The organism is Arcobacter sp. L (assembly GCF_000284235.1).
Taxonomy (GTDB): domain Bacteria; phylum Campylobacterota; class Campylobacteria; order Campylobacterales; family Arcobacteraceae; genus Aliarcobacter; species Aliarcobacter defluvii.
Genome location: NC_017192.1, coordinates 316,613 through 336,646 on the forward strand (window position 1 = coordinate 316,613; position 20,034 = coordinate 336,646).

The 20,034-nt window shown below is 26.0% G+C and carries 22 protein-coding genes; 16 read left to right on the forward strand and 6 right to left on the reverse strand.

The annotated features are described in order from the left end of the window. Nucleotides 1-23: 23 nt before the first annotated feature. Both ABLL_RS01695 and ABLL_RS01700 read right to left on the reverse strand, forming a co-directional pair. A complete protein-coding gene (locus tag ABLL_RS01695) occupies nt 24-908 on the reverse strand; it encodes a hypothetical protein (RefSeq protein ID WP_014473045.1) in 885 nt (294 codons plus the stop codon). A gap of 90 nt (nt 909-998) precedes the next feature. Continuing rightward, nucleotides 999-2,918, reverse strand: coding sequence for an ankyrin repeat domain-containing protein (locus ABLL_RS01700; protein WP_014473046.1), 1,920 nt, complete (start codon nt 2,916-2,918; stop codon nt 999-1,001). Nucleotides 2,919-3,101: 183 nt separating this feature from the next. On the opposite strand from ABLL_RS01700, the gene ABLL_RS01705 reads away from it, so the two are divergent. From ABLL_RS01705 to pyrC, 5 genes are all read left to right on the forward strand, one after another. After that, complete coding sequence (locus ABLL_RS01705; RefSeq protein WP_014473047.1) at nt 3,102-4,316, forward strand: ammonium transporter; 1,215 nt, start codon at nt 3,102-3,104, stop codon at nt 4,314-4,316. 13 nt (nt 4,317-4,329) lie between these two features. Next, the gene (locus ABLL_RS01710) at nt 4,330-4,668 is read left to right on the forward strand and encodes a P-II family nitrogen regulator (RefSeq protein ID WP_014473048.1); all 339 of its coding nucleotides are present in this window, start codon (nt 4,330-4,332) and stop codon (nt 4,666-4,668) included. Nucleotides 4,669-4,788: 120 nt separating this feature from the next. Beyond that, entirely contained in the window at nt 4,789-5,976 is a 1,188-nt protein-coding gene (locus ABLL_RS01715) for an ammonium transporter (protein WP_014473049.1), read from the forward strand. Between the two features lie 53 nt (nt 5,977-6,029). After that, on the forward strand, nt 6,030-6,368 hold the full coding sequence (locus tag ABLL_RS01720) for a P-II family nitrogen regulator (protein WP_014473050.1): 339 nt from the start codon (nt 6,030-6,032) through the stop codon (nt 6,366-6,368). Beyond that, nucleotides 6,368-7,396 (forward strand): dihydroorotase, encoded by a 1,029-nt coding sequence (gene pyrC, locus ABLL_RS01725; protein WP_014473051.1) that lies wholly within the window; start codon nt 6,368-6,370, stop codon nt 7,394-7,396. Before ABLL_RS01720 ends, pyrC begins: the two co-directional genes overlap by 1 nt. 19 nt (nt 7,397-7,415) lie before the next feature. On the opposite strand, the gene fliM is transcribed toward pyrC, so the two are convergent. Both fliM and ABLL_RS01735 read right to left on the reverse strand, forming a co-directional pair. Beyond that, nucleotides 7,416-8,513 carry a flagellar motor switch protein FliM gene (gene fliM / locus ABLL_RS01730; RefSeq protein ID WP_014473052.1) on the reverse strand — a complete coding sequence of 366 codons (1,098 nt, stop codon included), beginning with the start codon at nt 8,511-8,513 and terminating at the stop codon, nt 7,416-7,418. A 1-nt stretch (nt 8,514) separates the two neighbouring features. Then, on the reverse strand, nt 8,515-9,570 hold the full coding sequence (locus ABLL_RS01735) for a flagellar basal body P-ring protein FlgI (protein ID WP_228712348.1): 1,056 nt from the start codon (nt 9,568-9,570) through the stop codon (nt 8,515-8,517). A 91-nt stretch (nt 9,571-9,661) separates the two neighbouring features. Here ABLL_RS01735 and ABLL_RS01740 point away from each other — a divergent pair, with 91 nt between their 5' ends. The 11 genes from ABLL_RS01740 to ABLL_RS01790 all read left to right on the forward strand — a co-directional run bounded on the left by ABLL_RS01740 (nt 9,662) and on the right by ABLL_RS01790 (nt 17,680). Beyond that, nucleotides 9,662-10,852, forward strand: coding sequence for a hypothetical protein (locus ABLL_RS01740; protein WP_014473054.1), 1,191 nt, complete (start codon nt 9,662-9,664; stop codon nt 10,850-10,852). 2 nt (nt 10,853-10,854) lie between these two features. After that, nucleotides 10,855-11,115 (forward strand): flagellar biosynthetic protein FliQ, encoded by a 261-nt coding sequence (locus ABLL_RS01745; protein WP_014473055.1) that lies wholly within the window; start codon nt 10,855-10,857, stop codon nt 11,113-11,115. Nucleotide 11,116: 1 nt separating this feature from the next. After that, nucleotides 11,117-11,545 carry a hypothetical protein gene (locus ABLL_RS01750; protein ID WP_041654619.1) on the forward strand — a complete coding sequence of 143 codons (429 nt, stop codon included), beginning with the start codon at nt 11,117-11,119 and terminating at the stop codon, nt 11,543-11,545. After that, nucleotides 11,535-12,023: a hypothetical protein gene (locus ABLL_RS01755; protein ID WP_014473057.1), complete on the forward strand. Its 489-nt coding sequence runs from the start codon at nt 11,535-11,537 to the stop codon at nt 12,021-12,023. Before ABLL_RS01750 ends, ABLL_RS01755 begins: the two co-directional genes overlap by 11 nt. Before the next feature lies 1 nt (nt 12,024). Then, on the forward strand, nt 12,025-12,555 hold the full coding sequence (gene fliL, locus ABLL_RS01760) for a flagellar basal body-associated protein FliL (protein ID WP_014473058.1): 531 nt from the start codon (nt 12,025-12,027) through the stop codon (nt 12,553-12,555). Continuing rightward, the gene (locus ABLL_RS01765; RefSeq protein WP_014473059.1) at nt 12,555-12,986 is read left to right on the forward strand and encodes a hypothetical protein; all 432 of its coding nucleotides are present in this window, start codon (nt 12,555-12,557) and stop codon (nt 12,984-12,986) included. The genes fliL and ABLL_RS01765 overlap by 1 nt, the downstream gene beginning before the upstream one ends. Next, nucleotides 12,973-13,680: a flagellar basal body L-ring protein FlgH gene (locus ABLL_RS01770; protein ID WP_014473060.1), complete on the forward strand. Its 708-nt coding sequence runs from the start codon at nt 12,973-12,975 to the stop codon at nt 13,678-13,680. The genes ABLL_RS01765 and ABLL_RS01770 overlap by 14 nt, the downstream gene beginning before the upstream one ends. Before the next feature lie 53 nt (nt 13,681-13,733). After that, entirely contained in the window at nt 13,734-15,620 is a 1,887-nt protein-coding gene (gene flgK / locus ABLL_RS01775; protein WP_014473061.1) for a flagellar hook-associated protein FlgK, read from the forward strand. 11 nt (nt 15,621-15,631) lie between these two features. Beyond that, entirely contained in the window at nt 15,632-16,978 is a 1,347-nt protein-coding gene (gene fliD / locus ABLL_RS01780; RefSeq protein WP_014473062.1) for a flagellar filament capping protein FliD, read from the forward strand. A gap of 100 nt (nt 16,979-17,078) precedes the next feature. Beyond that, nucleotides 17,079-17,435: a flagellar export chaperone FliS gene (gene fliS, locus ABLL_RS01785; protein WP_014473063.1), complete on the forward strand. Its 357-nt coding sequence runs from the start codon at nt 17,079-17,081 to the stop codon at nt 17,433-17,435. Next, the gene (locus tag ABLL_RS01790; RefSeq protein WP_014473064.1) at nt 17,411-17,680 is read left to right on the forward strand and encodes a hypothetical protein; all 270 of its coding nucleotides are present in this window, start codon (nt 17,411-17,413) and stop codon (nt 17,678-17,680) included. Before fliS ends, ABLL_RS01790 begins: the two co-directional genes overlap by 25 nt. Here ABLL_RS01790 and tilS read toward each other — a convergent pair. Then, entirely contained in the window at nt 17,669-18,649 is a 981-nt protein-coding gene (tilS, locus tag ABLL_RS01795) for a tRNA lysidine(34) synthetase TilS (RefSeq protein WP_014473065.1), read from the reverse strand. The two genes, ABLL_RS01790 and tilS, sit on opposite strands and share 12 nt — an antisense overlap. Before the next feature lie 2 nt (nt 18,650-18,651). After that, a complete protein-coding gene (rimO, locus tag ABLL_RS01800) occupies nt 18,652-19,992 on the reverse strand; it encodes a 30S ribosomal protein S12 methylthiotransferase RimO (protein WP_014473066.1) in 1,341 nt (446 codons plus the stop codon). Nucleotides 19,993-20,034: the final 42 nt, after the last annotated feature.

Below are 20,034 nucleotides of genomic sequence, written 5' to 3' on the forward strand. Positions count from 1 at the left end.
AAATTTATTTAAAAATAAATTTCTTAATTTTGTGAATCAGAAGATTGTTTATATTTTTTTGATGAAAAATATATAAATACAGTTAAAGAGATAAGAATTAAAGCAATTCCTGCAATTAAATAAAAAGCATTAATCATCTTATCATAATCATTAATCGCAATTTTAAATACGACAATTAAAGCTTCAATAGATAAAGCAATAATAATCGTAGTTAAAAATTTTGTTAATAATTTTGTTTCAACTCTTGAATTTTTTGAATATGATTTAAAAAATACTTCTTGTTCTAAAATAGTTTTAGCTAAATCAAAAATAGCTATACTTAAAGTTAACGCAATTATAGGTTTAAATATCATTTCTAATGCAATATCATGTTTAGAAAAAATATAAAGAATAAAATCGTATAAAGAAAATAAAATTGTTGCAAGAGCTAAAATCATCATTGAAAATCCTGCAAGTATATAGAAACCTTTAGTAACACTATGAAAAGGTTTATTTAATTCAATTAGATTTAATTTTTGTAATAATACATCAATTTGAAAATCTAAAAAAAAGATTTCATCTCCTTCTTTTATTGTAACCGTTACACAAGTACTTTTTGTTGCACTACTTATATATGGTTTTGAAAAAGCCATATTTGATTCTTTAAAATGTAATTTAGAAATTAGATGTGAACGGTCTTTATTTTTTGCACTTTCATCGACTTTATATCGATAAAAATTATTTGAAGTTTGGATTTTTGTCTCTTTATCTATAATATAAACAAGTTCAAGAGAAGGAAATATTTTATAAAGTTGTTTAAAATCATTTTTTTTGTGGATTGATAGATTTCCAATATTTTTTAAACTCTCTTGCAAAAAATATTCTATATCTTCTTGATGTTGCGTATAAGTTTCAAAAAATTCTTTCATAGTAATCCTGTATATTTTTTATTATATTATATAAAAGAATTTGATTAGTAAGTTAAAAACCATTGTATAATAACTAATCAGATGTTGATTTTATTGTGTAATGTTAAATTCTTTTATCATATTATTTGCAAGTAAATTTAGATTTGCTTTATCTAACTCTTTTTCTACACCTTTTGATAAATCAATAATATTTTGGTGAAATTTTTCTAAAAATTTTAATATTTTAGGATCTTTTTTAGATGGATTATTAACAGATACACCTTCATCTAACATTTCAATAACTAAATCTTTTTTTCCCATAAAAGCTGCATAATTTATAGGTTTAACTCCAAATATATCAGGAATATCAACAATATCTTTATTATAGTGATGAATTAATTTGAAATATTTTGTAGTATTTTTTAAAATACAATTATTAATGATACTTCTTCCTTTTGAATCAGTGATAAAACAATCAGCTCGTAATTCTAATAATAATCTAATTGTATATTCACATTTTTCAGTAACTGCAACATGTAAAGCTGTAAGACCTTCATTATTTTTTGCATTTATATCTACACCAGAATTAATAAGACTTTTTAAAGTGTTTAAATATAGTTTTTTATCTTTTATTTTACCTTGATAGTTATATTGCATTAGTTTAAATACAATGTTATTGCCATCTTTATCTTTTTGATTTAGATTAATATTTTTTATTCTTAGAATTTTAAACAATTTGAAGTTAAAATATAAGATCGATTGAAAGAAAATTGGTTCACCTTTTGAATTTAGTTTATTTAAATCTATTTTGCAATTTCTTAGAAGATTTTCTAAAACAGTTGGATATTCAGCATCTTCATTTAAAAGTATCTCATATTCAAAATCTAACTCTTTTCTATTTTGAACATGTAAAATTATATCTATTAAGATTTCTATAATTGATTTGCCAAATTTATTTTCAAGTGTTGGATTAGCTCCTTTTTCCAAATAAAGTTTTATTAAATCACTATTTCTTATACCATTTAATACTAAAATTGATAAAACTGTTTCTCCATCAATATTTTCATGATTTAAATTAACATTAGAATTTTCAAGAAATAAATTTATTAATTCTCTATCTTCACTTTTTGTCGCTAAAAAGAAAGCATTTTCTCCTTTATTGTCTAATGTTTCGACATTAACTCCTAAATTTATAAGTTCTTTAATCATTTCAAAATGGCTAATTTTTTCATTTTCATCTTTTGCATTTAAAAAATAATTGATTGATTCCATTAATAAAGTAGTGTTTTGTGAACTTTTACTATTTATATTACAACCCAATTCAACTGCTTTTTGAATAATACTAATGTTTTCTATACCTTTAGTAATGGCATAAAATAAGAAGTTTTTTCCATTTTTATCTAATATTGTAGGATTTGCACCTAAATCTAATAATAATAAAGCAAGATTATTGTTTTTTAGAACTATCTCTTTTTGTAAGATAGTATTTCCTTCTTCATTTATTTGATTAATATTTATTTCTTGTAAGGAAGCGACTTTTTTGATAATCTCTAAGTTTCCATTTGCTATCGCATCAAAAATCAAATTATTTCCATGAATATCACAATTTCCCAAATTTGTAGTTACATCAATTAAAAAATTTACTATTCTATTGCTTGCACTAATTACAGCATCTTGTAATGCAGTTCTTCTATAAATATTTAAATGATTTATATTTGCATTATGTTCGATTAGAAGTTGCATAATAGCACTACTTTTTGAGTGAATAGCATAAAATATAGCTGTTTCTTTTTGATTATTTTCAATTTCAGGACTTACTCCTTGATTTAATAACCATAATACTGATTCATATAAATCTTTTTTACAACAATAATGTAAGATATGTTCATCTTTATAATAATATGAATTTAAATCAATATCTAATTGATTGTATATTTTAGTTATTTTTTCTAAATCTAATGAAGAGGATATTAACTCTTTTATAAATTCTTCTTCCGTAAATTTAGTCTTTTTAAGAAGTTTGCTAAACATTATTTTTGCCCATTTTTTTATGATAATTTATTTGTGATTATATAATAAAAAATTTAAATTTTTTGTTTTATGTCAGAATAAAATTAGAAAACAACTATATTGTATAAAAAATATACAAATATATATTTACATATTGTTTAGAAATTCCTATAATTTGTTTAGATAAATTGACAAAGGAGTCTTATGGAAAATTTTACTGATGTAAAATATATTTTAGATGGTTTTCTGTTTGTATTTGCAGGAATCCTTGTAATGTGGATGGCAGCAGGTTTTGCAATGCTAGAATCAGGTTTAACAAGAACTAAAAATACAGCAACAGTATTAACAAAAAATGTTGCTTTATTTGCTATTTCTTGTATCATGTTCTATTTTGTAGGATATAACTTTATGTATGGTGATGGAAGTGCATTTATTGGAAGTGGAGCAATGTTATCTGGAAAAACAAATGAAGAAATGGGTTATCCAGTAATGGCTGACTTCTTCTTCCAAGTTGTTTTCGTAGCAACAGCTGCATCAGTTATTTCAGGAACAATTGCTGAAAGAATGAAATTATGGCCATTCTTAATATTTACAGTGTTTTTATCTGGATTAATTTACCCAATTCAAGGTCACTGGACATGGGGAGGAAGTGAATTAGGTGGTTTAATTGCTGGATTCTCTGACTTTGCTGGATCAACAATTGTTCACTCTGTTGGTGGATGGGCTGCATTAGCTGGTGTATTAATCTTAGGAGCTAGAAAAGGTAAATATACTAAAGATGGTCAAGTAAAACCAATGCCAGGTTCAAATTTACCATTGGCTACTTTAGGTACATTTATTTTATGGATGGGATGGTTTGGATTTAATGGTGGTTCTCAATTAGCTTTAGGTTCAAAAGAAGATATTGATGGTATTGCTTCAGTAGTTGCAAGTACAAATATGGCAGCTTGTGCAGGTGCTATAATGGCTGCAATTTTAACTCAACTAATTTATAAAAAAGTTGATTTAACTATGGTTTTAAATGGTGCATTAGCAGGGTTAGTTTCTTGTACTGCAGGTCCAGATTTAGGTATGAACATTGCCTTTATTGAAGGATTAATTGGTGGTGCATTAGTTGTATTTGCTGTACCATTCTTTGATAAAATAAGAGTTGATGATCCAGTTGGAGCATTATCTGTTCACTTAGTTGCAGGTATTTGGGGAACATTAGCTGTAGGTATCTTCAATCCTGAAATTGCTTTATTAGCTCAAGTTAAAGGTATAGTTGTAATTGGAGCATTTGTATTCATATCATCATTCATTGTATGGAAAATCTTAGATTTAATCATGGGATTAAGAGTTGATGAAGAAACAGAAGTTAATGGTCTTGACATTCATGAAACTGGATTAGAAGCTTATCCAGAATTTAAAAGAGCGTAATTAAGGATAAATGATGAAAAAAATTGAAGTAATAATTAAACCTTTTAAATTAGAAGATGTAAAAGATGCTTTAGTTGAAGCAGGTATTACAGGTATGAGTGTTTATGATGTGAAAGGTTATGGAAGACAACAAGGACATAGTGAACTTTATAGAGGTGCAGAATATGTAGTTGATTTTTTACCAAAAATCAAAATAGATGTTGTTGTAAAAGATGAAATGGTTGAAACTGTGATTAATGCAATCGTTAATTCAGCAAAAACAGGAAAAATTGGAGATGGAAAAATATTTGTTTCATCTTTAGATGAAGTTGTAAGAATTAGAACTGAAGAACGAGGAAGTGAAGCAGTTTAGTTTTTCTACTTGTAGTAAGGAAATAACCTTTCCTTACTATATTGTATAAAATATATACATTAAGTTCTTAAAATATAAAATATATACTGTTATAATATTCAAAAAAGAATAAGGAATATTATGAGTATAGAATCATTATCTTACATAATTGATACTTTGTATGCAATCTTTGCAATGACGTTGATTATTTTTATGGTTCCCGGTTTTGCTATGTTAGAAGCAGGAATTGTAAGAACAAAAAATGTTACAGCAGTATTAACTATAAATACACTTATTTATGCAATAGCATCATTATCTTTTTTATTATTTGGTTATTCATTGGCTTTTGGTGATTTAGGAAGCGATACGATGAGTAAGTATGCAGCATTTTTATTTCAAATGGCTTTTGTAGGAAAAGTTATAAATATTATGAGTGGTGGAGTTAGTGAACGAGCAAAAATAATACCACTTGCGATATTTACAATAATTATGGCTGCAATTTTATATCCAATTGTTGTCAATGTAACTTGGGGAGCAAATTTTCTTGAAGGAACAATATTAGAATTATCAATGTATGATTTAGCTGGTTCAACTGTGATTCATAGTACAGGAGGTTGGGCATTATTAGCTGCAATATTAATTATTGGTGCTAGAAAAGGGAGATACACTCCTGAAGGAGGAATTAGAGTAATTCCTGCTTCGAATATTCCTTTAGTAACATTAGGTGCATTTTTATTATGGATTGGTTGGTTTGGATTTAATGGTGGAAGTGTAGGTTCAATAGCATCAAAAGAAAATGCAGATTTAGTTGCATTGACAATAATGAATACAAATACAGCAGGATTAAGTGGTGCAATAATAGTTGCGATAATTATGCAAATAATTTATAAAAAACTTGATTTAACAATGATTTTAAATGGAGCATTAGGTGGTTTAGTTGCAATTACAGCTGGTCCAGATTTATATGATATTTATACACCAATTTTAATTGGTTCAATAGGTGGAATTTTAGTTGTAGTTGCAGTTCCAATGTTTGATAGATTGAGAATTGATGATCCAGTTGGAGCATTATCTGTTCACTTAGTAAATGGAATTTGGGGTACATTAGCTGTTGGTATCTTTGCCTCAAATGGAAATGATATAACACTGTTAGGACAATTAAAGGGAATTTTAATTGTTGCAATTTTTGCATTTGTTAGTTCATATATTGTTTTATTTTTAATTAATAAAATAATTCCACTACGTGCAGGAAATGATGATGAAATGCAAGGATTAGATGTTGGAGAATGTGGACTTGAAGCTTATCCTGAGTTTAAGCGAGCATTCTAATATTAATTTAAAAAAATTTTGTTAAAATATAAGAACTAAAAAAAGGATTAATAGTGAAAAAAATTGAAGCTGTAATTAAACCATTTAAACTAGAAGATGTGAAAGATGCATTAGCACAAGCTGGTGTAACAGGAATGACTGTATCAGACGTAAAAGGTTATGGAAGACAACAAGGTCATAGTGAACTTTATAGAGGTGCAGAATATGTAGTCGATTTTTTGCCAAAAATTAAATTAGAATTAATTGTTGCAGACGAAAGTGTTGATGCAATTATTTCAGTAATTATAGAATCTGCAAAAACAGGAAAAATTGGAGATGGAAAAATCTTTGTATCACCAGTTGAAAAAATTGTAAGAATTAGAACAGGTGAGCAAGACGAGGAAGCTATTTAATGGCTGAATTGACATTTGAAATTAATGAACCATTAGATATGCATCTGCATTTAAGAGATGCAGATATGTTAAAACTTGTTGGTCCATTAACTTCTAAAACATTTAGTGGTGCACTAATTATGCCAAATTTAGTACCACCAATTACTACAAAAGAAGCATTATTATCATATAAACAAAGAATTAAAGAAGCTTGTAAAGATGATAAATTTGAACCATATGTAACACTGTTTTTTAAAAATGATTATTCATATGAGTTTTTATCAGATGTAAAAAATGATATTATTGGAATAAAACTTTATCCTGCTGGAATTACTACTAATTCAGAAACAGGTGTTGCTTCAATGGATGTTGAAGTTCTAAGACCAACTTTAGAATCTATGAGTAAATTAGGAATTCCATTATGTATTCATGGTGAAACAAATGGGTTTGTAATGGATAGAGAAAAAGAATTTATGCCAATTTATGAATCTATTGCAAAATCTTTTCCTGATTTAAAAATCATAATGGAACATATTACAACAAAAGATGCAATAGAATTATTGGATAAATACGACAATCTATTTGCAACAGTTACTCTTCATCATTTAATAATCACACTAGATGATGTTGCAGGAGGAATGTTAAATCCGCATCTATTCTGTAAACCAATTGCAAAAAGACCAGAAGATAGAAGTGCATTATTAAATGCCGCATTAAAAGCTCATCCAAAACTCATGTTTGGTAGTGATTCTGCTCCTCATCCAAAACATAAAAAAGAGTGTTGTGGCTGTGCAGCTGGTGTATTTACATCACCAATTGCATTACAGGTTTTGACTGAACTTTTTGAGAAACATAATGCACTTGACAAACTAAATGCTTTCGTATCATTAAATGCACAAAGAATTTATAATTTATCTTTAGAGAAAAAAACTATCAAATTAGTAAAAAAAGATTTTGTAGTTCCAGCAATTTATGGATATAAAAATGAAAATGTAGTTCCTATGTATGCAGGAGAAACAATTTCATGGAGTGTTGAAAGTATCAATTAAAAAAGGAAATAGTTAGAAATTAACTATTTCTTTGATTTAAAAGTTTTCTAATATTTTCAGCTGTCTCTTTTGCTTTTATTTCTCTTTCTTCTCTCATAGCTCTTAGATTTTCTAGAGTTTCTTGTTTTTCTTTATCTAAATTTGATTTAATTTGTATAGCTTTTCTATTATTTGATATTCCAGATATTGCAGAAAATTTTTCTTTTTTATTTATGTAAATAGTAGCTGATGAAGAAGTTGCATTTTTATTGAAAACTATAACATCATTTTCTTTTAAATTTAAAATTTCTTGAGTTGTTAATTCAGTTTCTGCCATAATAGATTCGATTTTCATTCTAGCACCAGAGATTAAAGTTTTTATATCTCTTTTTCTACTTGATTTTCTATTTTTACCTTCACTAAATATTTTTTCAACAATTTTATTTAAAAGAGGTTCAAAATATGAAATAGGGTAGCAAATAGAGAGAAAACCTGATTCTTCATCAATTGTTATTTCTAAAACAACAAGTAAAACAATTTCATGATCAGAAACTATTTGTATTGCATTTGCATTTGTATCTCTTGATTCTATTTTAAAATTTAGACTTGAAATATCACTCCAAGTTTTATATAATATTTTAATAAACATTTTGTAGAAATGTTCAAGAATTTCAACTTCAATTTCTGTTAATTCTCTATCAATATTATCTGTTGTATTAACAGCACCTGAACCTAATAAATCAGCAATTATTTTATGTGAAATTGCAGGATTACATTCAACAACAATTCTTCCATCAAGTGGTTTTATAGAAAGAGTATTTAAAGATGTTATTTGGGGAATTGATAAAATAAATTCTCCATATGTCATTTGTTCAATAGAATATAACTTTATATCAACAAGTTTTCTAAGCATAGAAGATAAGTCATTAATAAAATCTCTTAGCATCTTATCATGCATAGTAGAAAAAGCTTTTAATTGGTCAACAGTAATTCTATTTGGTTTTTTAAAGTCATAAATAGAGTAATTTTTTTCTTTTGATACAACTTTATCAAGAGGATTAGTACCATCAATATCCTCTCCTTGTTCAGCAATGTCTAAAAGAGCATCAATTTCATCTTGACTTAAAAATTCAGCCATATTATCCTCTTACCTCAATATCTACGTCAATTGCACCCATTTCTTTTATCATTTTTATCGTATCAATAATTTCTGTCATTGGTAATTTCATAACTTTCATAGAACGAACTAAATCAGATATTGTAGGTGTTCCTTTAGTATTTATCATTGCATTATCAATATTTATTATAGGTTTATCTGCAATTTTAACATTGTCTCCAATATCAACACCTGGATTCTTTTTTGAATCATTCCAATCATTATCATTTAAAGGTGATTTATCTATTCTAATTGTAAATTTATCTCTTGCAATTGTAACAGGATCAATTGGAATATCTCCTCCTGTAATTATAGATTCTCTACTTAGATCAATAATAACTTTCTTTTTAAATGTAGAATCTAATTCTATATTTTGGACAATAGATAAAAACTTAACCATAGAAATATTTTCTGGTTTCATAATTTCAATAGTTCTTGTATCAAGAGCAGTTGCTAATTTTTTATTAAATCTTTCATTTACTTTTGTTTCAATTAAATCAGCATTTCTTGCAGAATTTTTTAATAAACTCAATTGAATAGAATTTTCATCTTTTAAATTATAATCAATCTCATTTTCAACTGTTGCCCCATCATAAATAAATCCAGTAGTTTTGTTATTTTCATTTGAAACAATCGTTCCTTGAGCTAATGCATAAACATTACCATCTACACCTTTTAATTGTGTTATTAATAATTCTCCATTATCTACAGATTTAGCATCACCAATAGTTGAAACTTTTACTTTTATTTTATCACCTTGTCTAGAAAATGGTGGTAAATCTGCTGTTACCATAACAGCAGCAATATTCTTTGAATTTATTGATCCAGCAGGAATTTTTATGTAAGAATTTCTAAGGAGATTTTGTAAAGATTGCATTGTAAATTTTGATTTATCACCAGTTCCAGGAAGTCCAACAATCAAACCATAACCAATTAATTGATTTTCACGTATTCCAATTACATTTGAAATATCTTTGATAGTCTGCGAATACAAAGATGATAAAAATAGTGTAAGTATAAAAAAATATTTCAATATCATCCTCCATTATTAAGTAAGAAATATTTTATCGAAAATTTAATAAAAAAAGGTATAATCTATCATAATAAAATCATCACATAGGGTTCTAGTATTGAATATTTATATATATGGTAATCAAAGTTTTAAAAAAGAGATTCTTGAAACATTAGAACATTCAAATATTAAATTTAAACTCGATACAGATACTTCAATTAAAGAAATAAATAAATTATCTGAATTAAAACAAACTATTAGAACTTATCCAAAAGAAATATATTTAATTGATGATGAAAAAATAATTAAAAAAAACTCATTAAATAAAAAATTAAAATTTTTTATACCAAAAGATGGGATAGAAGAAGAATTTTTACTTGATAATGGAATTGCTGATTTATCAATAGATTCTTTAAAAGAGATACCTAAATACATAATTAGAAAATATGAAGAACAAAAAGATTTAGAAGAAAATGATAAAAACGTATCTTTAGAAAATGAAGATGGAATAGAAGGAAAAAATAAAAGTATTGAACTTGATGAAGAATTAGCTCAACTTTTAGTCAAAGAACCAATTCCTGAAGAAAAAAATATTATAGAGTCAAAAGAAGAAAATTTAGATGATTTGTTTGATACAATGGGTTCAGGTGTAAATTTAGATGAATTAGAGAATTTAATTGGAAAAAATGAAGAAAATAATGCAAATATTTTTGATAATGAATCTGATAAAAATTTAGATTTTAATGATAATTTTGGACTAAATAATATATCATTTGACTATGATGATAAAGATATTTTAAGTGAGCAAGAAGAACCTTTAAATGATGAAGATATACTTGCGAACTTATTAGATGAAAATATTGAAGATGAAGAAGATTCAATAGAAGAAGTATTTGAAGATGTTGATTTTTTAGAAGAAATTTTTGCTAAAAAAGATAAAAATGAAAATGAAAAAACTGATGATTTTGAGAATTTTGTAGAAGAAAAAGATGAAGATCTTGATGATATAAATTTTTTTGAAGAGAAAAAAACAGAGTTAAAAGATATTGAACCTTTAAAAGGAGAAAAAATGAGTGATGATGAATTTTTTGAGTTAGATTCATTGAATGAAAAAGATTTATTAGAAGCATTAAATTGTACAGATACAAATGAATCGAAGAGTGAAAAAATAGAATCTAAACAAGAAATTGTGAAAAATAATAGCGAAACTCTAAATATTAGTAGTTCAAATGTTGATGATCTTTCATTATTAATTTCTAAATTATTAAATAACAAAACATTAGAAATAACAATAAAAATTAAAGATTAGGTATGGATTTAATAGCTATTTCTGAAAATACTGTGAAAATAATTTTGATTCTTGGTTTACCATCACTAATAGTTAGTATGATTATAGGACTTATAATATCTATTTTTCAGGCTGTAACACAAGTAAGTGATGCATCTTTATCTTTTGTTCCTAAAATGATTTTTGTATCTGCTTTTATTTTAATTTCTCTTCCTTGGATTGGGGATCACATTGAAACATATACTAAAGATTTATGGAATCTAATTTTAGTATTTGGTAATTAATTTGATTGAAAAATTATATAATTTAAAAAAAAATCAAACAGATCAAAAATTAATGCAAAAGGCATTAATTGAAACAAAAATAGAAAAAATAGATTTAGAAATATCTTTTACTCAAAACAAAATTGATACAGCAACAGTTGAAAAACATGGTGCTATATCAGATTTTATGATTTTAACAATGCATAAAAACACAATGAAAATGTATATTCAAAATCTTAAAAATGAAAAAACAAGTTTAAATAAACAACTTGAGGTTCTTGTAAAAGAGATAATTGAATTACAAAAAGAAGCTGAACAATTTAAATATATTTTAGATGAAGAAAAGAAAGAAGCATTTAAAAAGGTATTATTAGCCGAAGAGGAAGCATCTAGTGAATATATGCAAAGTAAATATATAAAAGATAAAGGAGAAAATAAATTTGTTCAATAAAATATTAATAATAGTTTTTTTAGGACTTTATCTAAATGCTGAGGAAACAAGTAGTTCTTTGACTAGACAGAAAATTGAGGTTATGGAATTAAAAAAAGAGTTAAATAATTTTTATAATGAAAAAGAAAAAGAGTATCAAGATAGAAAAAAAGAGTTAGAAAATATTCTTACTCAAATAGAAAAAGAGAAAAATGAAATAAAAAAATTACATGATGATAATCTTGAAATTTTGAAGGATATAAAAGGAGAAGTTGAAAGTAAAACTTCTAAAATATACAATGCAATGAAAGCAAAAAATGCTGCTGAAATTTTTAATCAAATGATCAGTGAAGGCAAAATTGATGATGTTTTTGATATAATTTTAAAATTAAAAGAGAATAATGTAACTCAAATAATGAAATTTTTAAGTGTACCAAATGCTTCTATACTTACTCAAAAACTTGAGAATTACAATATAGAAAATGAGAAAAAGGATTAATATGGCAGAAGAAAATAATCAAGAAAAAAGTTCATCTGGAGGAGGAAAAGGATTAATTATTGTATTAATCGCTTTAGTTGTAATTTTATTAGTAGCTGTTGTAGGAGGAGGTTATTTTTTATATTCACAAGGTGTTTTAAGTGGTAATAATCAGACTACACAAGAAGAAGTTAAAGCTGAAGCCTCAGATAAAGGAGATTCTTTTAAAGCTGACATAAATGATTTGGTACTTAATTTAACTGATTCTAGAGGAAAAGAAAAATTAATGAAATTGTCTTTTTCTATAAAAAGTACAGAACCAACAATTGCTGCAATTGTAGAAGAGTACAAAGCAGAGATAATTGATGTTGTAATTTCTCAAATAAGCGCAAGAAGTTCAGAAGAATTATTGACAGTGGGTGGAAAAAATTTATTAAAAGATGAATTGATTCAAGATATAAATAATGTAATAAATAATGTTACACAATCAAATAGTAAAATAGCTCGGAATAGTGTTCAAACGATATTATTTACTACTTTTGTAATTAAATAATGATAGTTGCAGTAAAAAGAAATCGAAAACAAAAATTTATTAAACTAATATCATTAGTTGTATTAGTTGCTATGTTTGGTGCCTATTACTATTATATGAATAAAACTTTTGAAGAAAAACAAAAACAAGAGTTACAAGAAAAACAAGCTTTAAAAATTGAAGAAGAAAAAAAAGAAAAAGCTAAAAAAAATTTGGAAAGAGCAATTCTTTCTGAAGTAGAAAAAGCTGTTGACTTAGTTGGTCAAGAACATATTAAACATGTAAAATTAATTGAAAACAAAGTTGTAATAGTTTGTGAGCCAGATACAAATTTAGATGCCTTGATTGTTAGATATGGAGTTATGGCTTTGATAAAAAGAACTTTGACTGAAGTAATTGTGGCTGTTGATATAAATTTTATTTTAAAAAGTAAATCAAATGAAAAAAAATAATCTTCTACTAATATTTTTTTTAGGTTTTTTTGTTGGATGTAGTACATCAGAACCGGAATTAGAATTTAAAAAACCCGAAATACAAATTCCTAAAAAAGCTCCTGAAGCAAGAAAAAATAAAGGTTCTTTATACTCAATGCAAGGAACATCTTTATTTGCTGACAAGAAAGATTTACAAGTTGGTGATATTATTCAAATTGTAATTAGCGAAGATCTAACTTCAAAAAGTAATAATAAAAGAGAACTAACTAATACTAGAGATAATAGTTTAGGTGGAGGCTTATTCTCTGCAACTGGTACAAATGCTTTAAGTGGCGTAGCAGGAAATGTAACAAAAAACTTAAATGCAAATCTTGGTGTTAATTTTGGAACAAATAGTTCAACTTCTGATAAAGGAAAAGTTAAAACAGAATTAGATGAAACTTTTGATACAACAATCTCTGCAATTATTGAAGAAACTTATCAAAATGGTAACTATTATGTTAAGGGAAAAAAAGAGATGTTAATTGAAGGTCAAAAACAAGAAATTGTTATAAGTGGTGTTATTAGACCTTATGATATAACATCAGATAATTCAATTAATTCATCACAAATCGCAAATCTAAAACTTATGTATAATAAAGATGGTGTTGAATCAGATATTTTAGATACCCCTTGGGGATTAAAATTTGTAAGAGCAATTTGGCCATTTTAATCTAATTTTAAGAAATGTAATGCGATAATTTTATAAATTATAAAGGAGTCACTATGTTAAGTACATTGAACGTGTCATATACTGGGCTTAGTGCTGCAAAAACTGCAGTTGAAAATGTATCTAATAACATAGCTAATGAGAATACTCCTGGATATAAAAAAAGAGTGGTTGGACTTAGTGAAATAGGTCAAATAGATTCTTTATTTGCAGCTCGTGGTGTAAACGTTGATGGTGTTTATAGAGTAACATCCCAATATGTATATGATAAGCTTATGAGTGAAAATTCAAAGTCAAGTTATTATAGTAAGTTATCAAATATGCTTGGAAATGTAGAAGCAACATTTAAAGAGACAGAAGATAGTGGTTTTTCTGTTGATTTAAATAGATATTTTCAAGCAGTAGAAAATTTAAGAACAAATCCAAATTCAGAAGTTTATCAAAGTGCATTAAAGAGTCAAGGTTCTATTTTAGTAGATTCTTTGCAAAATCTTTATTCGAGTGTTGAGAAACAACAAGAATTTGAAAAAACAGAATTAAATGCAAATGTTGAAAAGATAAATTCTTTATTAAAAGAAATAGGTGATGTTAATGATAAAATACAAAAGTATGCAACAGCAACAAACGATTTATTTGATAAAAGGGATCAATTAGAATTAGAGTTATCTAGTTATGTTGATATAAGTGTGAGTAGAGAAGACAACTTTTATGAACTAAAAATTGGTGATACAGTTGCAATTAGTAATAATACTATTGTAAGAACAATAAGTGTTTTAGAAAATGATACACCTCAAGTGGATAAATTTAATTATGTAAAATATAATAGTAATAATACATTTGAAGTTTATGATTCTTTGAAATATAATGAAGATTTTACATCAAAAAATCTTGATTTAAATGATGTTGTAACTTATAAATTAAATAATGAATTTGAAGTTTCAGTTACTATTGGTGAATCAATCACAATGGATTGGAATGGAGATGGAAGTGAGACAACAGAAGTTGTATCAGAATCAAATCTTACAAGAGCAATGGTACATAAAATTAATTCTGATCCAGATTTAAAAAATTATGTTACTGCATATAATGGTGATTATTCAATTGATGACAATGGTAATAAAATCATAAATAATAATCAAGATAATTTTTTAAGAATAGAATCAAATTTACCTGGAATATCAAATGAATTTGAAGCAAGAGTAAGTATAGAAAAAAGAGATAATAGTGATTCTACAATAGTTGATAGTAGAGAATCAGTTTATAAAAATGAGAGTGAGAGTAAAGAACCTAAATCAGAAGTTTCAATAGCAACTTATGATAGAGAAATTACATTAAAAAATGGAATGATAAAAGCTCAACTTGATAATTTATCTTCAACATCACCTAATAATAAATATCAAGTTTACCTTGATAAATTAGATGAATTTGCTCAAACTTTAGCTGATATAACAGATAAATATATAAAATCAGGACCAAATGATTATATTTATGGAGAGGCTGCAAGTGATGAATCTTTAGGGATAATAAATTCTCTAGGATTATTTAGCGGAGCAAGTGTTAAAACATTGAAATTTAGTAAAAATGCAGTGAATGATTTAAAACAAGAAGAATTAGATTATTTAGCAACTATACAATGGAAAAGTAACTTATCTTATGATGGAAAAGCTCAAAATATTACTTCTTCTAAAACTACATCTTTATTGGAGTTTTATAGAGATTTAAGAGTAAGTATTTCCGCAGATAAAGAAAATACAAAATTTTTACAAGAAACACAAAATGATATAAAACAATCAGTACAAAGTTCTTATGATAAGCTTGTAAAAGTTGATAAAGATGAAGAAATGTTAGATTTAATGAAATTCCAAGCAGCATACACAGCAAATGCAAAAATTGTAACTGCAATAGATGAAATGTTACAAACTTTACTTGGATTAAAAAGATAAAAGGATAAATCATGGCTAGTGGAATATTAGGATTAGGTTCAGGACAAGCAGCTTCTTTAAATAGTGATTTAATTGAAAAATTAAAAACAGCAGAAAGAAAAGCTACTGTTGAACCATATGATACAAAAATAGAGAATATTACAAAAGAAAAAGAAGTTTTTTCAAGTATTGAAACAAAAGTTTCTGAGTTACTAAATGCAATAAAACCTTTTGATTTATTTGTATCTGGTGGAGTAAGTGCATTTGAACAAAAATCGGCAACAACTTCTGGTGATTCAGTTACTTTTGATGCTGCAGATGTTAAATCCTTAAAAAAAGGATTTACAAGTGTTGAAGTAACACAATTAGCTCAAAAAGATGTTTACCAATCAAATAGTTTTAATTCAACAATAAAAGATGGAACTGTTGATCAAGGCGACTTAATAATTAATGGCGAAACATTTAATACAAATGGAAAAACTTATCAACAGTTAGCTGATGAAATAAGTACAAAATCTGGAATGAATGCTTCAATAGAGCAAGTAGGTACAGATTCTTTTAGATTAGTTATTAAAAGTGAAGATACTGGACTTGACAATGCTTTATCTATTAGTGGTCAAGCAAGTCAAGCTTTAGGATATACAACAGATCAAATTACAGTTAATACCTCAAATCACATATTAGAAGCTAAAAATATGATTGCAAAAGTTGATGGAGTTACATATGATGTTTCTTCAAATACAATAACTGTTGATGGATTAAAAATAACAGCTAATAAAGAAGGTACATCTTCAATAAATATAGTAGAAGATAATACTCAAGTTGAGACACAAATGCAAAATTTCATTACAAAATACAATGAATTAGTAGCTTTAGTTGATGGAGAAGTATATAATGCAGATTCTAAACTAGGAGATAAATCTTCAATAAGAGATATAATAGATCAAGTAAAAAGTAAATTATTTGGTTCATATGGTTCTTCTAGCGATAAATCAGTATTTAACTATGGAATAGAACTTGATAGATATGGTTCTTTATCTTTAGATTCAACAAAATTTAATGATGCAGTTCAAAATGATATGACAGGATTAAAAGATTTATTTTTAGGAACAGCAGAAAAAAAAGGTTTAGGAACAGTATTAAAAGAAACTATTGATCAAATGACTTTTACTGGTGGAACTTTAGATTTGTATGCAAAATCAATGACAACAAGGGAAACAACTTTAAATACTGAAAAAAATAAAGCAGAAGAAGCTTTAAATGCAAAATATGAGCTTTTATCTTTACAATTTAGTTCATATGGAACAATAATTAATCAGATGGAGTCTTCATTTTCTGGATTAAAGATGTTGATACAACAGTCAACAGTAAGTAATTAGTATTAAAATAAGAAGTTGAAAATAGTTATTTTCTCTTCTTATTTAAGTAAATCTATTATATACTGATAAAAGAAAAATGATTAATTTGGAGTAATGATTAATGGGAATAGAAGTATACAATCAACAAAATGCAATATCTGATGATCCATATGTTTTAGTACTAAAACTTTATGAAGGGATTATTAAATATCTCTCTTTTGTAAAAAATGCAATGCAAGATGGTGATGTTGAGCAAAAATTTACTTATATAAACAAAACAATTGCAATTTTTGATGAATTAAGAAATGTGTTAGATTTTGATGGTGGAGAAGTTGCATATTATTTAGATGGTTTATACTTATATCAAATTGAAACTCTATTTGCTGCTGGAATTGATGATAATATTAATTCAGTTAATCAAGTTATGAAAGTTACTCAAGGATTGATTGACGCATGGAAAGAAGAAACAGGTCTATAAAAGCACTAAGTGAATTAACATATATTGATTCGCTTGATTCATTTGAAAAAGCAGATGCTTTAGTTAGATGGTACAAAGATTACTTAACTGATGATTCAATTGAAAACTTTGATTTAGAGTTAAGTGATTTAAAAAAACTTGAAGAACTTTTTTTTAAAAATATAAATTTCCTGAAAAAACATAAAGAAGATACTCGACAGGAATTAATAAAAATACAAAAAATGAAAAGATTTTTAAAAAATTAATTCATTTAAATTTATATTAGAAGTACAAATATAACTTCTAATATTTTTAGGTATATTATTTACTCTACACAATTCTTTAAATTTTTTATCCATGCTTTTTTCAATTTTTGGTGCTATCCAGATAAACTTTTCAGTAATAGAAATATTTATTTTGTGAGAAATAGTTATCTCTTTTTGCTTAAGTATTTCTTCTCTTTGTGCAAAACTTAATAAAATTCCTCTTTTTTTCAAACTATTATCTATGATTCTAATATTTAAATTATCGCTATTTTGATTATAAAAGATTTCTAGTTCATGTATTTTTTTTATAGGATTTAAGTTGATATTTAAAGAATTTAAATCATTTTGTAAATATACAAAAGAATTTTTTATTCCATTTTTAAATTCGTTTAAAAGTTTATCAGAAAAATTATGTCGAAAATAGTTTCTTTTATATTTTTCATCAAAATTAGATTTATCAATAAAATATTTTATATTTTCTAGTTTCAAAAAGTTTTCTAACTCATCTTTTGTAATTTCTAATAAAGGTTTATAGACTTTGTAGTTTTCTTTTTCTTCAAATTCATTAAATCCAATTAGTTCAATTAATCCTGCACCTTTTGTAAATTGCATCAAAAACCACTCTAATTTATCATTTAATTGATGAGCTGTGATTAAAGTAACATAAGAATTTTGAGTTATAATCTCATCAAAAAAAGAGTATCTTATATCTCTTGCAGTTTTTTCAAAGTTTGAAGTTGCTTCTAATTTTACTTCTTTTATAAAGATTTTTTTATTGTATTTTAAAGCTAACTCTTTTGCATAAGAGACTTCATCTTTTGATTGAACTCTTACATTATAATTTACAATTGCAATATCAAAAGGAATATTTTGTTTTAAAAGTAAAAAGAATAGTGCAGTAGAGTCAACACCAGCAGAAAATGCTAGAAGATTTCTTGACTCTTTTACAGCACTAAAATCTAAATTCATAACTATTTAATTACTGTTGCAAGTAATTTATCACCAACAAGTTCTGTAACTTTTACAGTGTAAATTTGTCCAAATTTGATTTGTTCACCCTCAGCTAATTCATTATCATTGATATAAATTTCCCCATCAATATTTGGTGCCCAGATAGTTTTTCTTGCACTTAATAGATACTCATGTTCATCACTTTCTCCATCAATATAAACTTCAAAAATTTTTCCAACTTCATTTTCAAGTGATTCTTGTGTAGTTTTCGAGATGATTTCCCCTAAAACTTCAGCTCTTTCATCAATCAGTTCTTGTTCAACTTTATCATTTCTTGTTGCAGCTGTTGTTCCTTCTTCATCAGAGTATGAGAATACATTTGCTCTATCAAATTTAAAGTTTTCTACATAATTACAAAGTGTTTCGAAATCTTCTTGAGTTTCTCCAGGATGTCCAGCAATAAATGTTGTTCTTACAAAAGAGTTTTGTTTTGATTTCATATGATTCATTAATTCATTTAATTGCTCAACACCTTTTCCTCTTTTCATGATTTTTAACATTGAAGGAGTTATATGTTGTAAAGGCATATCAAAATAATTTACAAATACTTTTGAATCAGCAATTTTGTCAATTAAACTTAATGTTGTAGTTGATGGATAAAGATATAAAATTCTTGCTGTTTTGATACCTTCTATTTTTTCAACTTCTTCTATTAGAAGTTCAAGACCATTTTTCGTGTCTAGGTCTCTTAAAAATGATGAAGAATCTTGAGATACAAAAGAAAAATCAACATATCCTTTTGCTACAAGTGATTTTACTTCTTTTACAAGTGATTCTAAAGTTCTTGAGTGAAGTTTTCCTTTAAATGAAGGAATTGCACAAAATGAACAGGCTTGATTGCATCCTTCACTTAATTTTACATAAGCATGATATGAAGAACCTGTTATTACTCTTTCATTGTTTTCGCTTGCTAGAAATACTTCTGTTGTAAAATTACTTCTTTTTTCATTTACTAGTTCATCGATTTTGTCATAATCACCAACTCCCGTAAAAACATCAATTTCTGGAAGTTCTTTTTGCAATTCTTCTTTATATCTTTCACTTAAACATCCAGCCATTACTAGAACAGATTCTTTTTTTCTGTCATCATGTAGATTTAAAATTGTATTAATACTTTCTTGTTTTGCACTGTCAATAAACCCACAAGTATTTACTATAATAACATCTGCATTTTGTGCATCATCTGTTAGTTGATATTCATTTAATCGTCCAAGCATAACTTCACTATCTACTAAGTTCTTAGTACAACCAAGACTTACCATATGCAAAGTTTTTTTAGGTTTTTGTATTGAAAATTTCATATATATTATTATTTACCTTAAATTTTTTTGTGATTCTAACAT

What these genes read in the sequence shown, in the direction of transcription:
- ABLL_RS01695 (WP_014473045.1), bottom strand. Translation starts at nt 908, where the DNA reads ATGAAAGAATTTTTTGAAACTTATACGCAACATCAAGAAGATATAGAA.
- ABLL_RS01700 (WP_014473046.1), bottom strand. Translation starts at nt 2,918, where the DNA reads ATGTTTAGCAAACTTCTTAAAAAGACTAAATTTACGGAAGAAGAATTT.
- ABLL_RS01705 (WP_014473047.1), top strand. Translation starts at nt 3,102, where the DNA reads ATGGAAAATTTTACTGATGTAAAATATATTTTAGATGGTTTTCTGTTT.
- ABLL_RS01710 (WP_014473048.1), top strand. Translation starts at nt 4,330, where the DNA reads ATGAAAAAAATTGAAGTAATAATTAAACCTTTTAAATTAGAAGATGTA.
- ABLL_RS01715 (WP_014473049.1), top strand. Translation starts at nt 4,789, where the DNA reads ATGAGTATAGAATCATTATCTTACATAATTGATACTTTGTATGCAATC.
- pyrC (WP_014473051.1), top strand. Translation starts at nt 6,368, where the DNA reads ATGGCTGAATTGACATTTGAAATTAATGAACCATTAGATATGCATCTG.
- fliM (WP_014473052.1), bottom strand. Translation starts at nt 8,513, where the DNA reads ATGGCTGAATTTTTAAGTCAAGATGAAATTGATGCTCTTTTAGACATT.
- ABLL_RS01735 (WP_228712348.1), bottom strand. Translation starts at nt 9,570, where the DNA reads ATGATATTGAAATATTTTTTTATACTTACACTATTTTTATCATCTTTG.
- ABLL_RS01745 (WP_014473055.1), top strand. Translation starts at nt 10,855, where the DNA reads ATGGATTTAATAGCTATTTCTGAAAATACTGTGAAAATAATTTTGATT.
- fliL (WP_014473058.1), top strand. Translation starts at nt 12,025, where the DNA reads ATGGCAGAAGAAAATAATCAAGAAAAAAGTTCATCTGGAGGAGGAAAA.
- ABLL_RS01765 (WP_014473059.1), top strand. Translation starts at nt 12,555, where the DNA reads ATGATAGTTGCAGTAAAAAGAAATCGAAAACAAAAATTTATTAAACTA.
- ABLL_RS01770 (WP_014473060.1), top strand. Translation starts at nt 12,973, where the DNA reads ATGAAAAAAAATAATCTTCTACTAATATTTTTTTTAGGTTTTTTTGTT.
- flgK (WP_014473061.1), top strand. Translation starts at nt 13,734, where the DNA reads ATGTTAAGTACATTGAACGTGTCATATACTGGGCTTAGTGCTGCAAAA.
- fliD (WP_014473062.1), top strand. Translation starts at nt 15,632, where the DNA reads ATGGCTAGTGGAATATTAGGATTAGGTTCAGGACAAGCAGCTTCTTTA.
- fliS (WP_014473063.1), top strand. Translation starts at nt 17,079, where the DNA reads ATGGGAATAGAAGTATACAATCAACAAAATGCAATATCTGATGATCCA.
- ABLL_RS01790 (WP_014473064.1), top strand. Translation starts at nt 17,411, where the DNA reads ATGGAAAGAAGAAACAGGTCTATAAAAGCACTAAGTGAATTAACATAT.
- tilS (WP_014473065.1), bottom strand. Translation starts at nt 18,649, where the DNA reads ATGAATTTAGATTTTAGTGCTGTAAAAGAGTCAAGAAATCTTCTAGCA.
- rimO (WP_014473066.1), bottom strand. Translation starts at nt 19,992, where the DNA reads ATGAAATTTTCAATACAAAAACCTAAAAAAACTTTGCATATGGTAAGT.